The organism is Fulvivirga lutea (genome assembly GCF_017068455.1).
Classification (GTDB): Bacteria; Bacteroidota; Bacteroidia; order Cytophagales; family Cyclobacteriaceae; genus Fulvivirga; species Fulvivirga lutea.
Window position 1 is genome coordinate 3,542,383 of record NZ_CP070608.1, and the last position, 15,754, is coordinate 3,558,136.

Sequence of the window (15,754 nt, forward strand, 5' to 3'; positions counted from 1 at the left end):
AAATTCTAGCCTGCGTATAGCTGAGAACCGTCACCCCCTCCCACAAATCCCAACATACGGACAGTACTCACAAACTTTCTCATCTTCTACCTGATCAAAGGGTACTTCGGTACTGTAGATTTCTGTAAGGGTTTCTAACAAAAAATCTTCATACTCCTGCGCTAATGGACGGAAGTCGCTCAAGGGAACGCCTTGTTTGCGTGGTTCACGCTGGTTTACGCGCCAGTCAAAGTCTTTATTAAACAGGTCTTTGCTATTGAAGATGCCCGGCTCTATCACATGCTCATTACCAAATTTCTTCCAATACAGATAGCTGTAATAGAATACCTGCAGAGCGGTCTTATTCTTTAAAATCTTATCTCGGTTTTTCAGGTCGTCAATGGAAACATATTCCTTTTCATCCTTACCCGTTTTATAATCAATCACACGCACCTTGCCATCCTTAAGGTCAATACGGTCAATAATTCCTTTAATACGCACATCTACCAATTGCTCACCACAGATTACTGGCAGCTCCAAATAGTAGCCCTCCTCTGTACTGGCTTCTAATCCAAGAATTTTAAAAGGTGCGTATTGTTTATCATGCTTCAATATCTGATACGCAAACTTCTTCAATATCTCCTCAGCAATCAGCGTACGGCCTTCCAGTTTAAATTCCTCTTTTTCTTTTACATGATAGTGTTTTTTAAATGCCTGCTTCAAGGCTCCTTCTACCCCACCTTCTAAAGCGAGAAAATCCGTTTCCTGAACCACATCTCTCTTTTCTCTTTTCTTAAAATCCTTGTACAGGATTTCCATCGTATTATGGAGGATATTACCAAAAATGGCGGCATCCATTTCTTCCTGTACCTCATCAGCTTCATACAGCTTGGCTACATACTTAAAGTAAAATTTAAGTCGGCAAGTGAGGTAGGCAATCAAAGCAGAAGGTGTAATCCTCGGTGGCTTCTCTTCTTTGTTGAGTGAAGTAAACCGCTCCATTCGCTTCAGCACCTCCGGTGTTTTGTGAATGGTAATGTCCTGCAGAGTCTGCGTTTTAACAGGATTGGATAATAGCTTGCGCTCAATAGTGTGATTAGATTCTACTTCCAACTGTCGTACAAAACGACTGATCTCACCATTGATATTAAACTCAGAAACAGTGTTGTAATAGAAATGCACCTCATTCACGCGTTGTAGTAATCTGTAAAACAGATAGGCATACATGGCGTCATTATTCTCAAACACTGGAAGATCAAAAGCTTTACGAATATTGTAAGGCACAAATGAACCTCGTCTTGGCTGAGCAGGCCAGCTGCCTTCGTTCATATTCAACACATACACTCGCTCAAAATCGAGGTTACGTGTCTCCAATATTCCCATCACCTGTAATCCATCTAATGGCTCACCAGTAAATGGTACTTTAAAACTTCTGGCTAGTCGCTTGAAAAGTGCTGTAAAGAATTCATAATTCAAAGTTTCTGCTTTATCACCAATCATGCGCTCAAGCTGCTGCATTTGCTCATAAAACCTACTCACAAACTCTACTTCCAGCTCTCGATCCTTCTCCTGCCAGGAGTCATACAATCCTTTTAAAATCGTAATGAGGTATTCCAGTGGGTTATCAGCTTTTTGAAATATTTGCTGTAGCAGTGGATCTTGAAAATCAAAATTCTCCGCTGGTAGCATGATTCTATTCTTGCCTTTGATTTCTCCGAGTAGCTCTAATGCCTTTTCTTCCTCCAGAGAGTGGAGCAATGGGTGCAACAACAGCTCCTGCACAGGTCTGTGATAGAAGCTCACTCCTTTGATTTGACTTTCCTTTCTTAGTCGCTGCAAGTCCAGCGCACTTTCCAACAAACTATAAACGGAAGTATCCTTCAGAGGATAGCCCATCGTAATGTTTACTTTTTCAATCTCATCTGGGATGCTGTGCAGTACCGGAAACATCATATGTTCCTGCGGCAGCACCACCACCGTTTTACTGGGATCAAAATCTGGTTCCTTAGCTATTCTTGCCAGCTCCTCACCCAATGCCTTGGCTTGTCCTACTTCTAGTGACACGCCTGTGGCTGTCATCTGCTTTTCTGAAGCAATCAACTCAGGCGCTTCTTTTGGGAAGGATCTGCCCAGCAAGGTGTCCTTTGCATAGGCTCTTAAAAACGTGCCTGCCTCCTGCTGTGGTGAACTGAAATAATAGGCATCAACATCCCAGACAATTTCGGCATTACACTCTCGAACGAAATATTTGAAAATAACTTCTTCCGTTTTTGTCAGAGCGTTGAAACCTGCAAAGTAGACCTTATAATTTGTTTTGATTTTTTCCTCCTCGAGTCTTTCAGCAATATCCCGATAGATCATCCCGCCAAAGCCTCTACCCTGTTGTCTGAGTCTTTGCTTAAAGCCTTCGTACAATGGCAATAGTATTCTCCACGTTTCAAGAAAGAGCTTTTGTGTTTGTGTGGTATCAGGCAAAAAGCTACTCCAGAACGATTGGATAATGGCTTTATCCTCTTCATCTAAAAAGTAAAAAGCTTCATCGAGCTCTTTTTGTGTTTTAATGCCTGTAAAGAGATGTTTTGTATCCACCATGTACTGGTCGATCTCCTCAAAATCACGAAGGATCATTTCACCCCAGAAGAAAAACCGATCGAAAGTCTCATTCTTATTCTGAACCTCTTTATACACCTCATAAAGCTCAAATATCGCTTCCAGAGTTTCGATCTTTTCAAGATCGCTGTATTGCATTAGGTAGTCTTCCAGACTAAATACTTCAGGCATAAATACCGGCTGATCGATGAGTTTCGCTAGCTCCTTACGAAAGAATAACCCGGCCCTGCGGTTCGGAAAAATGACAATGACATCTTCCAAAGCCTCATTTTCAGCTTTCACCTTTTCAGCAATCTCCGCTATGAATGTCTTGTGTTTTGTCAAGGTTTTCTGGTTTCTGGTTGTTAGTTATTGGTTAATGGTTGTTGATTGTTGGTTACTTGTTAATTGCTAATTGTTAATTGTTTATTGTCAACTACCATCCTCCACATTTATAATATGCTGATCTTCCAGGTACAGCAACATACCTCTTACCGGTAATGCCACCATCTGCCCGATGATCCACATATATTCTTTCATTTGTGATTTATCTTTATCTCTTGGTGTTCCTGTTTTATAATCAATCAGCACTACCTCCTTCTCATTAGTATTCATTCGATCGATGCGTCTTTGCTCTCCATTGGGAAGTAGCACAGGGACTTCGGTTTTTACTTGCCAGCTTTCGCTGAAATAGTCTGATAGTGTTTGAACTGTCTTTGCTAAATCGGCTGCGTGATCATTATTCTCAAACTTTTTGAGATCATTTTCATAATGAATCTGACTTAGCATATCGTGCATTTTGATGCCAAAAGCTTTGGCATCATCAAACTGATCCTCTTTTTGAGCAGCTGCGTCACGCATCTGCAAATGCACTTTACTACGCCAGTTGTGTGAGGTATAATCATTCAGCTGAACCTCAGCGTTGGTTATTTCCTTTTTGATAGGAGCAGGAAGTTTACCAAGGGTATAGGTATTATTTTCTTCATTCCACCCTGATTCCGATTTAATTAATTTCAGCATCAGGTCATTGATCTTGTTAAGCGCGTCCTTTGTGGGTAATGGACTTGCCATATAGAGCGCAACCTCCGGACGAGTCATCGCTACATAGAGGATGTTCAAGTTATCTAACAGATTTTTCAGCTTTTCTCTATGGTAATCATTAGCCCAATAGGTCTTTTCTAAGGCCGAAGTATACTTCAAAGGAACCATCGGCATTTGATTGAAAGGAGCCTTATCTACCGACTCGCACCAAAGTATATTATCGATACTATAATTCTGAACATCAAGCGACCAATTCAAAAATGGAATGATTACCACGGGAAATTCCAGTCCTTTCGATTTATGAATGGTTAGAATTTTAGCAGCATTGTTATCATCAGAAATAATGATTGAGCGTGTTTTTCGAATATCCTCCCACCATACTAAAAACGAGGCAATATCACCACGTTCATTTTTGCTGTACTCCAATACGGCATCCTGAAATCCTTGTAGGTAGGTATACTCCTCCTTGATCTTCGACAAGCTGAAGATTCTGCAAAGTTCTTCTACCAATTCATATAGTGGCAGTGATTTAAGCTGATGCCTGTTCTTGACAAACTCATCAGGCACATTTTTATCCCAGTTTGCAAGCTGCAAATAAAGCTCGCTTTCATTCTCATGATTACCCACCACATATTTCTGGTAGGTACTGTACCAGTGCGCTAATTCAATGGCATTCTTTTCATCATGCAGCCATTTGATCACTGAAATAATAAATTGCACCACGTGACTTGCAGTAAGAAACAATGCCTCTTTACTCACCACATCGTATTTCAGATGGGGCTTGGCTAATTCGGAATTACTGCGTTCTATAAAAGCCCTGGCAACATCCTTTCCTTCTCTGGAAGTTCGGGTAAGGATGGCAATATCTCTCAATGCATAGCCCGCTTGCTGAAGTTGCTCTACTTTTGAAATGGTATATTCAATGGCCAAGTCTCTGTACTTCTCCTCAGTATCCTTTTCTAATTCCAAAAAGCTCAATTCCACCAGACCATGATCTTTTGGCTTATGAGCAGGAAGTTTTTGGAACGATTCATTGAAACTGGACAACACTTCATTCATAAGCTGATCAATCTCCTGAGATGCATTCGTGATATAATTCTTTTGCATCAATGGCTTTAGTCGCTCGAATATGTCGTTATTGAAATCAATGATATTTGCTGAGCTACGCCAGTTGGTATCCAGGTTCTGCTCATTGGTCATCACCTCACCAATGTCATACTTCACCTGATGTTGTAATAGCTTCCAATCACCACCACGAAAACGGTAGATTGATTGCTTGGCATCACCCACCACCATGCAGAACTGTCCCTGATCGGTAGCGTTCTTTACCAATGGTTTGAAGTTATTCCACTGATACGAAGAAGTATCTTGAAATTCATCAATCAAATAGTGATCGAATCGAGAGCCCACCTTTTCATAGATGAAAGGAGTATCACTATCAGAGATGATTTTATTGAGAAAATCGGGCAAATCTGAAATGAGCATAACTTCATTCTCATCCCTATAAATCTGCAAGTAGCGATTGATATAACTTAAAATCCCGAAAGTGTAGAAGTATCTTTTAACTTCAATAGCAGATTGATATTCGATGAAGTTGGTGTCGAAATAATCAATAATTTCATTATGAAGTGGCATGAGCTGATTCTCAACCATAGGTAGTAAAGACTGATCATCAGCTTTCCCAACCCATTGGCTAATATCATCAATTGCTTTTCTATTGGTAGCTGTTATACCATAATCTTGACCCTGAACTTTTAAGAAAAGTTTGGCAACACTTTTACTTCTACCTTTGAAACTTTCTGGGGTCAGGCCGTTTTCCTCAATAATATTTAAAGCCCGTTTTCCAATATCAGCAAGTTCTTTCTCAAAGTTTAACTGTACATGGTCCAACTGCTTCTTAATCTCACTCAACTGTTCGGGTGAATTTGCGGCTTCATTTATCTTTTCTGAGAACCCTTTAAAGTCATCCTTTAAAACTTCTTTAGCCAGTTTGCTTATATCTTTTCGGAAATCCCAGCTTGTACCCTCTTCCACTTTCTCTTCGGCAAATTGTGTAAGCCAGCTTTTAATTTCTTTATGTTCTTCATCACCAATTTCAGATAACATTCGGTCAATTACCTCCTGCATCACTTTATCAGTATCCAGATCAATTGTAAACGTACCTTGCAGACCCATTTCTCTGGCGAATGACCTAATCACTTGATGAAAGAAACTATCAATGGTAACTACCGAAAAACGACTGTAGTTGTGTAGAATTTCTGAAAGCACATCAGCGGCTCTTTGTTTTAGGATAGTCTCATCAATCCCTAGTTCACCTGAAAGTTCTTTGGCTAGTGTTGGCTCCTTCCCTTCTTTTAGCAACGTTAAGAATTTGATGATGCGCTGCTTCATCTCTTCGGTAGCCTTATTCGTGAAGGTAACTCCCAATATTCTTCGAAACCTATTCTTACCGACAAGTGCCAGCTTTAAATAAGACTTAGCAAGTGTATAGGTTTTACCAGAACCGGCCGAAGAGCGATAAATAAGGAAAGGTTGCTGCATACATTTCAAATCTACCTAAAGCCAGCCGAGCATGGAATGCAATTGCTATAAATTTCTTCACCCAGTTTGGTGGGGTTACTATTCATTTAAAATGGGTATATTTGAATAGTATTCAATTAAATCTAGAAAAATGAAATTTAAATTATTATTTATTCTATTAGCAGTATTCGCAATGTCTTGTAGCGAAGATGATGTGAAAGAGGCTCTTGACCAAAATGAAACAATCACTGTTGATGAGTCTATTTTGGTAGATCTTGATGAAAATAGTCCCACTGAATTCAGTGCTGTAAGAGACTTTGATGCATCATTAGCAGGATTTACTCTTAAAGATGTGACCATTCAAAGTTTCATATTTGAAATCACTAGTTATACTGGCGATGCAGCAGTTGGTGATATTACAATAGAGAATGCTTCATTAACATTTGTAGGTACGAACCCTGAAGTAAGTGTTAATATAAGTTCATTTAACGTTGCTGATGCATTTGCCCAGCCTCAAGAATTAAAAGATGCACTCGATGCAACTGCAATTTCTGCGATAAAGGCTAAAATTTTAGCGGATGAAGAAATAACTATTGATATGTCAGCCAGTGTTGACAAAGTACCTGCCAATTTTGAAGTGACTTTGACTTTTGTACTGAATGTGACTGCAGGTATTTAAGAAATTGTAAATATTTATATTTAACTGAAAAAGCCCCTAGAAGGGGCTTTTTTTATTCCTTCAACGATTTCATGTCTATCACAAATCGGTACTTCACATCCGCTTTCATTACTCGCTCATAAGCCTCATTGATATCTTGCATATTGATCATTTCAATATCACAAACGATATTATGCTCACCGCAGAAGTCTAACATTTCTTGGGTTTCCTTAATACCACCAATCAAAGAGCCGGCAATATTTCTACGTTTTAGAATCACTAATCCGCCATGCATCGGTTCTAATGGCTCTATAGCCCCAACCATGCACATAGTAGCATCGCGCTTTAACAACCCTACATAAGGATTTAGATCATGTTTAACAGGAATAGTATTCAAAAGAAAATCAAATGAGTTTGCGTGTTTTTTCATCTCATCTGAATTTTTAGAAATTAACACATCATGTGCACCTAGCTCTTTAGCCGTTTCTCTTTTTGATTCAGAGGAAGTAATCATTACTACACGAGCTCCTAACGCATTGGCAAACTTCACTCCCATATGGCCTAAACCGCCAAGACCTATAACGCCTACTTTATCTCCTTTTTTTACATTCCAATGCCTCAATGGCGACCAAGTGGTAATTCCTGCACATAATAACGGTGCCGCTGCCTTGGGATCTATATTCTCAGGTACTTTCAATACAAAGTCCTTGTCAACAACAATTGTCTCAGAGTAACCTCCAAATGTATGACCTCCAAGATGCTTATCCGCCCCATTGTAGGTAGGTACCATACCATTTTCACAGTATTGTTCTAAATCTTCCTGACAAGAAGCACATGTGCGACAACTATCAACCAAACAACCAACTCCTACTAAATCACCTACTTTGTAGTTACTTACCTTATTACCAACTTCGGTAACTCTACCAATAATTTCATGCCCGGGAACAGAAGGGTATTTTGTTCCGCCCCAATCGTTATGCACTGTATGTATATCGCTATGGCACACACCACAGTATAATATGTCGATTTTTACATCATTGGGTTGAACATCTCTTCGATCTATAGAAAGTTGTGCAAGGTCTGATTCACTGCTTGCGGCACCAAATGCTTTTACTGAACTCATAATTAGTTTTTATAATTTAGGTTGAATAATTTACTTGTAAGGGTAATCCTTTTAGAAAGGAATTGTTTAGAAAAACTTGTAACAAGTTGATCAACACATTAGTTTCACAAGAAAAACGAGTCGATGATCATTATCAATAACCACAAAGAATTTGAACAGTGGGTTGGAAAAGAAATGGGCGTTTCCAATTACATTAAAATTACTCAAGAGCAAATAAATAAATTTGCTGATGCTACATTAGACCATCAATGGATACATACAGACCCTGAAAGAGCCAAGCAAAGTCAATTTGGTAGCACCATAGCACATGGGTATCTTACGCTCTCAGTTACGCCACATTTATGGGAGCAGATTGCGGACATTAGAAATACCAAAATGATGATTAATTACGGTATTGAGAAAATGAAATTTAATCAGGCGGTAAAAGTGGATAGTGAAGTAAGGCTAAAAGCACAGCTAGCCTCACTAATTGACTTAAGAGGAATTACCAAGGCTCAGTTAGATATAACCTTAGAGATAAAAGATAATCCTAAAAATGCTTTTACTGCATCCCTTATTTTCCTTTATCATTTCAAATAGACGGTGTTCCGAACTGAGCTAAATATTACTCCTTCAAAGGATAAGATAACTTTATCTACTCCTATCCTAACGATTGGGTCATGTTTTTCAGATAACATAGGTGAAAAGCTTGAAGAAAATAAATTTCAAGTACTTAGTAATCCATTTGGAACGGTCTATAATCCGATTAGTATTTTCAAACTACTAAATACAGCCGTCAGTCAGAATTTACCTGAGGCTGATTCATATTTAACTAATGATGGTTTACATGCTAATTATGATTTCCATTCTTCTTTCTCATCCTTACATCAGGGAGATTTAGAGGAAAGTATAGAGGAAAGTATTTCCAAAACCCACCAATTTTTAAAATCTGCAAAGGTTATCATTATTACATTCGGGACGGCTTTTGTTTACAGAAGAATAGATAATAATACGATAGTTGCTAACTGTCATAAAGTACCTGCGAAAGAGTTTAATAAAGAGCTGCTTTCGCATGAAGCAATCTGTAATCAATTCAAAGTGACTTATATGCAATTAAAAGCCTTTAATCCTGATTTAAGATTTATGCTTACTGTTTCCCCTGTGAGGCATATTAAAGATACATTAGAGCTTAACAGCGTAAGCAAATCAGCTTTAAGGACGGCATGTCATTCATTACAAGAAGAGTATGATGATATTACTTACTTTCCTTCTTACGAGATACAATTAGATGATCTTCGTGATTACCGATTTTATAAATCCGATATGCTACACCCAACGGAGGAAGCCACTGATTATATCTGGAATAAATTTGCTGAGTGCAACTTCGACAAAAACACCATAGAATTTATTAACGAATGGGCGAAAATAAAACGAGCCATTGACCACAAGCCCTTTAATCCTAACTCCGATAAGCATCAGAAATTCTTAAAAAACACCCTCCAAAAGATTAAAGGTTTACCATCCGAGGTTGACTTCTCAAGCGAAGTAGACTTATTGGAGACTCAAATTCTAAATTCAGATTGAATTAGCAATTTAATGTAGTTTTTGTAATGCTTTAATTGATCCGCAATTAACTCATTATCTTCCAGTGCCCTGGAAACAACAAAGGCTCCCTCAAAAATCACATTAAAATTATCAGCCAGTGATTTAATATCCACTGTTGGTTTGGCTTCCAAAGTTTTATGCACATCATTTAATAACATTTCAAGTGTTTCGCGCCATTCAAGAATGATATCTTTAATGACTTTTTTAGCTTCTTCATCAAACTGATTTGGCTCATACGTATAGGATATGTAAAGACATCCGGGATAAGGCTCTTCTAATCCGGACATCATATCAATAAACAACTGAATAAAGGCCAGCAACCTCTCCTTTGGGTTATTAATATATGGTTTTGAATGCTCCAGTGCAGCAGCTTTGTTTTCTCTATCCTCCCTCGCAAAATCTTCTATGAGTGCCTGAGCTAATACATTCTTATTTTTAAAGTGATAAAAAAAGGCTCCTTTTGTAATACCCGTCTTTTCTAAAATTTGATCAATACTTGTTCCCGAAAAACCGTTTTGAAGTACCAGTGCACGGCTTTCGGCTAAAATTTTCTCCCTTGTTGGTGTTCCATCTTTTGGCATACACTAATATAAAAATTTAAACAGACTAGTTGGTACAATAAAGAATAATTTTATATTTGTACCAACTAGTCTGTTTAAAATAAAATAACAACATTATGAATGAAATTATCTCACAACTACCATCTCCAATAGAGGTACTCATGGACCCTGTATCTTTTATTGTCTATTTAATTTTAGGTGCACTTTTTATATGGGAAACGCTTCTACCAGCGAGGGAATTACCAAGCATTAAGTATTGGAAAATACGAGGCCTCACCTTCTTTCTTGTTTACATCTTATTTACAACATACGTTCCAATTCTTTGGGATGGATATTTAGCATCTTACCAGCTTTTTAATTTAAGTCATTGGAGTGTTGGGAGCCAAGTGATATCTGGAATTATACTATTTGAATTAATTCAATACGGCTGGCATTTATCGATGCATAAATCAAACTTTCTATTCAGAGTTTCGCATCAGTTGCATCACAGTGCCGAACGCCTTGACGTACCAAGTGCATTCATGTTTAGCTTCAATGATATGATTGGCCTTTCATTAGTAAGTTCACTAAGTTTTACATTGTTGATGGGCTTATCGCCACAAGCTATCACTATTATTTTACTCAGCATAACTTTTATGGGCGTATTTCAACACGCAAATATTAATACGCCCCAATGGCTGGGTTATATTATACAAAGGCCTGAAAGCCATTCCTTACATCATGCTAAAGGAATACACGGATATAATTATACTGATTTACCAATCATTGACATGATTTTTGGAACCTTTAAAAATCCTAAATCATTTTGTGCTGAGTCTGGTTATTATCTTGGTGCTTCAAACAAAGTTATTGATATGCTTAAGTTTAAAGATATTACTAATGCGCATACCAGTAATAATTAGATAACAGATCAACCATATTTCAATCACCTGATGCTTACCATTTAAATCTGGAAAATTGATCAATACAAAAGTGAAATAGAATAATTCCCAAAGATTATTTTATTTCACTTTAACCTTCTATCTAATAGATACTTCCTAGTTTTACTTGATGATCAAAAAACTCATCATTCTTGTTACCTTATCACAGTTTTTTGGTTGTAAACAAGAACAAGAGCCCTCTATGAGTAAAAATTCCAAAGCCAATCACCTTATAAATTCATCCAGTCCTTATTTATTGCAGCACGCCTATAATCCTGTGGAATGGTATCCGTGGGGAGAAGAAGCATTAAAAAAAGCGAAGGCAGAAGATAAACCAATTTTAGTAAGTATTGGTTATTCATCATGCCATTGGTGCCATGTGATGGAAAGAGAGTCGTTTGAAAATGATTCTATTGCCGCCCTTATGAATAAGCACTTTATTAACATTAAAGTAGATAGAGAAGAGCGGCCGGATGTAGATCAAATTTATATGGATGCCGTGCAGGCGATGGGACAAAACGGTGGTTGGCCCTTGAATGTTTTTCTCACACCCGATCAAAAACCATTTTATGGGGGCACCTATTTTCCACCCCAAGGTTGGGCACAACTTTTACAAAATGTGGCACAAGCATTCGCAACCAAAAGAAAGGAAATAGATGCTTCCGCAGACCAACTAACTGATGCACTCTCTACCAGTGAATTGATAAAATACAACCTTACCTCCAATGAAAATGGTTTCTCCAAAGAACAGGTAGACAGTCTCTATCAAAAATTATTAAAACGGTTTGACAAAAAGAGAGGGGGGTTCGATCGTGCACCAAAATTTCCAATGCCCGGGAATTGGCAGTTATTACTAGAGTATTATCATTACACCAATGATAAGGCAGCACTCGATCAATTAATTCTCACATTGGATGAAATAGCCAAAGGTGGTATTTATGACCAAGCGAGTGGTGGTTTTGCACGATACTCAGTAGATGCCGACTGGCTGGTGCCACACTTTGAAAAAATGCTTTACGATAATGGCCAGTTGCTTAGCCTTTATTCTAATGCCTATAAACTCACAAAAAAACCTTTGTATAAAAAAGTGGTTGAACAAACGGTAGAATGGCTGCAGCGTGAAATGGCGGAAGGCAATGGAGGTTTCTATTCTGCGCTTGATGCTGACAGTGAAGGTGTAGAAGGTAAGTTTTATGTCTGGACTAAGGCTGAGTTTGATGATGTGGTAGGAAAAAATTCAGGATTGCTTTCGAAGTATTACAATGTAACAGATACAGGCAATTGGGAGCATGGAAACAACATTCTGCATATGACTGCCAGTGACGAACAGTTCGCTCAGAAAGAAGGCGTTACTATCGAAGCGTTAAATCAAATTGTAAATGAAGGTAATGAGCTATTATTAGCAGCAAGAAGCAAAAGAGTACGACCTGGTTTGGATGATAAGGTATTATCGGGCTGGAACGGAATGTCGATTAAAGGTCTATGTGACGCCTATGACGCTTTTGGTGATGACACATTTTTGGAATTGGCCGTTAGTAATGGACAATTCATTAAAAATTCTATGATAGAAGATGGCAAACTGTTTCGATCATTCAAAAATGATAAGGCCAGCATTGACGGGTACTTGGAAGACTATGCCTTTGTGATTGATGCATTTGTAGCGTTATATCAATCAACTTTTGATGAAGTATGGATTCAAGAAGCTAAAATACTCATGGAATATATAAATACTAATTTTTATGATTCAGATGAAAACTTCTACCATTTTACGGATAACCAATCCGAAAAATTAATTGCCAGAAAGAAGGAAGTTTTTGATAATGTAATACCTTCTTCAAACTCTCAAATGGCCAGAAACCTTTATGTGTTGGGAATCATCTTGGACAACGATACTTACAAATCAAGAGCCCATTCCATGGCATCTGCAGTAGCAAAATTATGCGTAGAAGAGCCTGCATATACTTACAATTGGTGTTCGTTAAATTCTATGTTTGCCTACCAAACCGCTGAAATTGTAATTGTCGGTAATGAAGCAGAAAAGTTTAGAGAAGATATTGCGAGTCGATACTTACCCAACAAAGTATTATTGGGAAGCAAACAGGAGAGTGAGCTCCCTTTACTAAAAGGTAAGAGCCTGAAAAATGGACAAACCACTATCTTCGTTTGTTATAATAAGACTTGTAAATTGCCAGTTACGGATGTTGAATCAGCTTTAAAACAATTGAAGTAAGCATTGAGCCAATTAGAATTAAATAACCCTTCTGAGACAGGCCGGGAAACATACTTTGTAGATGTAATTCTGCCAGTACCTATTCCCAAAATGTTTACTTATAGAAGTCCGGCCGATTTTAATGATTACCTACAGGTTGGTTGTAGAGTGATTGTGCAGTTTGGCTCCAGAAAAATAATGACAGGTATTATTGGCGCCATTCACACCACGCCACCCCAAAAATATGAGGCGAAATCATTATTAGATATTCTGGATCAGGAGCCCATTATTCACCCTCCGCAAATAAAATTATTTCAATGGATTGCTGATTACTACATGTGCACCTTGGGAGAGGTGATGAATGTGGCAATTCCCTCAGGTTTAAAACTTAGTAGTGAATCCAGAGTTCAGCTCTACCCTGATTTTGATCTTTATGATTCTGATTTCGATTTCTCTGATAATGAACTATTGCTCATAGAAATCCTGGAGAAAAATGAATCATTGACTTATAGTGAAATTGGTAAGGCACTTCAAATCAAAAACAGTTTTTCAATTATCAAATCTTTGGTTCAAAAAGACGCGGTGATTATTTATGAAGAAATAAAAGAGAAGTACAAGCCCAAGAAGCAAAGAAGAATTCGATTAAAGTCAGAATATGAGGATAAAAAGGTATTGGAAAGTCTTTTTAAACAACTTGAGTCTCAACCGAAACAGGAAGAATTACTGCTGGCCTATTTGCAGCACATGCCCATTTATAAACAGCCAGAATTGAATAGTAAAGGCATTGAAAAAAGTTTGCTTCAAACAGCAGAATTATCCGCTTCATCACTCAAAACGTTGATAAGAAATAATATTCTCGAAGAATTTGAAATAACCATTTCCAGATTTGAAGATGATAATTCCCCATTAACCGAAATAAAGTTAACTGAGAACCAGCAGCATGCTAAAAATGAAATTCTTGACAGTTTTAAAACTAAGGACACTGCGTTACTACATGGTATAACAGGTAGTGGTAAAACAGAGATTTACATCAGCCTGATTAAAGATGCGTTGGAGTCAGAATCGCAAGTACTGTACTTATTGCCTGAAATTGCTCTCACCACCCAAATCGTTATCCGACTAAAGAAGGTTTTTGGCAATAAAGTGGGTATTTATCATTCGAAATTCTCTGATAATGAGCGCGTTGAAGTTTGGAATGGTGTTTTATCAGGGCGATATCAATTAGTGCTTGGTGTTCGATCCTCTATCTTTTTACCATTCGATAATTTAGGGATGATTATCGTGGATGAAGAACATGAATCATCTTACAAGCAATACGACCCTGCACCACGGTACAATGCACGAGATGTGGCACTTTTTATGGCCAAGCAGCATCATGCCAAGGTTCTGTTAGGGTCAGCTACACCATCATTAGAATCTTACTTTCAGGCTAAAGAAAAAAAATATGGACTAATAGAGCTCAACCGAAGATATGGCGAAGCTCAGCTTCCATCTTTTGAAATAGCCGATATGCTGCGTGAAGGAAAAAAGAAAACCTTAAAAGGCGAATTCTCTTCCTTATTGATAAATCATTTAAATGAAATTTTAGAAAAGAAGGAGCAGGCTATCATATTCCAAAATCGTAGGGGTTATTCACCATACATAAGTTGTGAGCAATGTGCTAACATTCCAAAATGCACGAATTGCGCAGTGAGCCTTACCTATCACCAATATAAAAAGCAGCTGATTTGCCATTATTGTGGCTATCACGAACCGATGCCGAATGAGTGTGAAGCTTGCGGATCAAAATCGTTAAAAACCATAGGCGTAGGCACAGAAAAATTGGAAGAAGATCTGGAACTACTTATTCCTGAAGCTAAAATTCAGCGGATGGATTTAGATACTACCCGAAACAAAAACAGTTACGAACGTATTATCACAGATTTTGAAAATCAGGAAATTGACATTCTGGTAGGCACTCAAATGGTGACCAAAGGCCTGGATTTTGATCATGTGAGTTTAGTGGGTGTTTTTGATATTGATAGAATGCTCCACTTTCCTGACTTCAGAGCGTACGAAAGAACATTTCAATTAACAACACAAGTAAGCGGCAGAGCAGGCAGAAGAGAAAAAAAAGGTAAAGTAGTTATACAAGCCAGAAATGTTGAGTTACCTATTTTAAAAGACATCATCAGCAACAACTATTTAAAATTCTATGATGAAGAGATTCGAGAAAGGGAAATGCACCGATACCCTCCATTTACGAGACTAATAGGTATTAGAATTAAAAATAAAGACAAAAATCTATCGCACAGGGCCGCTAACAGACTTAGTAACTTGCTAAAGGAACAGCTTGGAAGCCAAAGGGTGCTTGGCCCACAAGAGCCGGTGATTAATAAAATAAGAAATGAATATTTGGTAGAACTGCTTATAAAGCTTGAAAGAGGCAGCATTGACCTTAATAAAGTAAAACAAATCATCCAGAACTGTTCAAATGAAATACTTAACGAAAAAGATCTGAAATCATCTAAAATAGTTTTTGACGTTGATCCGTATTAGTTTAAAAATTCAAAGTCTAAAGTTCAAAGTCAA

At 37.9% G+C, this 15,754-nt stretch carries 10 protein-coding genes; 6 read left to right on the top strand and 4 right to left on the bottom strand.

Going from position 1 to position 15,754, the window contains the following annotated elements:
* Positions 1–30: 30 nt before the first annotated feature.
* Together JR347_RS15740 and JR347_RS15745 are read right to left on the bottom strand one after the other, a co-directional pair.
* Entirely contained in the window at positions 31–2,913 is a 2,883-nt protein-coding gene (locus tag JR347_RS15740) for a PD-(D/E)XK nuclease family protein (RefSeq protein WP_205721542.1), read from the bottom strand.
* Positions 2,914–3,000: 87 nt separating this feature from the next.
* Positions 3,001–6,150, bottom strand: a complete 3,150-nt coding sequence (locus JR347_RS15745; protein ID WP_205721543.1) for a UvrD-helicase domain-containing protein — start codon at positions 6,148–6,150, stop codon at positions 3,001–3,003.
* 130 nt (positions 6,151–6,280) lie between these two features.
* On the opposite strand from JR347_RS15745, the gene JR347_RS15750 reads away from it, so the two are divergent.
* Entirely contained in the window at positions 6,281–6,808 is a 528-nt protein-coding gene (locus JR347_RS15750) for a hypothetical protein (RefSeq protein ID WP_205721544.1), read from the top strand.
* 52 nt (positions 6,809–6,860) lie between these two features.
* Here JR347_RS15750 and JR347_RS15755 read toward each other — a convergent pair whose 3' ends face one another.
* Positions 6,861–7,910: an NAD(P)-dependent alcohol dehydrogenase gene (locus JR347_RS15755; protein WP_205721545.1), complete on the bottom strand. Its 1,050-nt coding sequence runs from the start codon at positions 7,908–7,910 to the stop codon at positions 6,861–6,863.
* A gap of 123 nt (positions 7,911–8,033) precedes the next feature.
* Between JR347_RS15755 and JR347_RS15760 the strand changes: the two genes are divergently transcribed.
* Positions 8,034–8,489 (top strand): MaoC family dehydratase, encoded by a 456-nt coding sequence (locus tag JR347_RS15760; protein WP_205721546.1) that lies wholly within the window; start codon positions 8,034–8,036, stop codon positions 8,487–8,489.
* Positions 8,490–8,492: 3 nt separating this feature from the next.
* Entirely contained in the window at positions 8,493–9,473 is a 981-nt protein-coding gene (locus JR347_RS15765) for a GSCFA domain-containing protein (protein WP_205721547.1), read from the top strand.
* Here the strand turns inward: JR347_RS15765 and JR347_RS15770 are convergent.
* Positions 9,452–10,075: a TetR/AcrR family transcriptional regulator gene (locus JR347_RS15770; protein WP_205721548.1), complete on the bottom strand. Its 624-nt coding sequence runs from the start codon at positions 10,073–10,075 to the stop codon at positions 9,452–9,454. The two genes, JR347_RS15765 and JR347_RS15770, sit on opposite strands and share 22 nt — an antisense overlap.
* A 95-nt stretch (positions 10,076–10,170) precedes the next feature.
* On the opposite strand from JR347_RS15770, the gene JR347_RS15775 reads away from it, so the two are divergent.
* The 3 genes from JR347_RS15775 (at position 10,171) to priA (ending at position 15,721) form a co-directional block, all read left to right on the top strand.
* Positions 10,171–10,956: a sterol desaturase family protein gene (locus JR347_RS15775; RefSeq protein WP_235689695.1), complete on the top strand. Its 786-nt coding sequence runs from the start codon at positions 10,171–10,173 to the stop codon at positions 10,954–10,956.
* A 148-nt stretch (positions 10,957–11,104) separates the two neighbouring features.
* Positions 11,105–13,204 carry a thioredoxin domain-containing protein gene (locus JR347_RS15780; RefSeq protein ID WP_317192605.1) on the top strand — a complete coding sequence of 700 codons (2,100 nt, stop codon included), beginning with the start codon at positions 11,105–11,107 and terminating at the stop codon, positions 13,202–13,204.
* A 3-nt stretch (positions 13,205–13,207) separates the two neighbouring features.
* On the top strand, positions 13,208–15,721 hold the full coding sequence (gene priA, locus JR347_RS15785) for a replication restart helicase PriA (RefSeq protein ID WP_317192606.1): 2,514 nt from the start codon (positions 13,208–13,210) through the stop codon (positions 15,719–15,721).
* Positions 15,722–15,754: the final 33 nt, after the last annotated feature.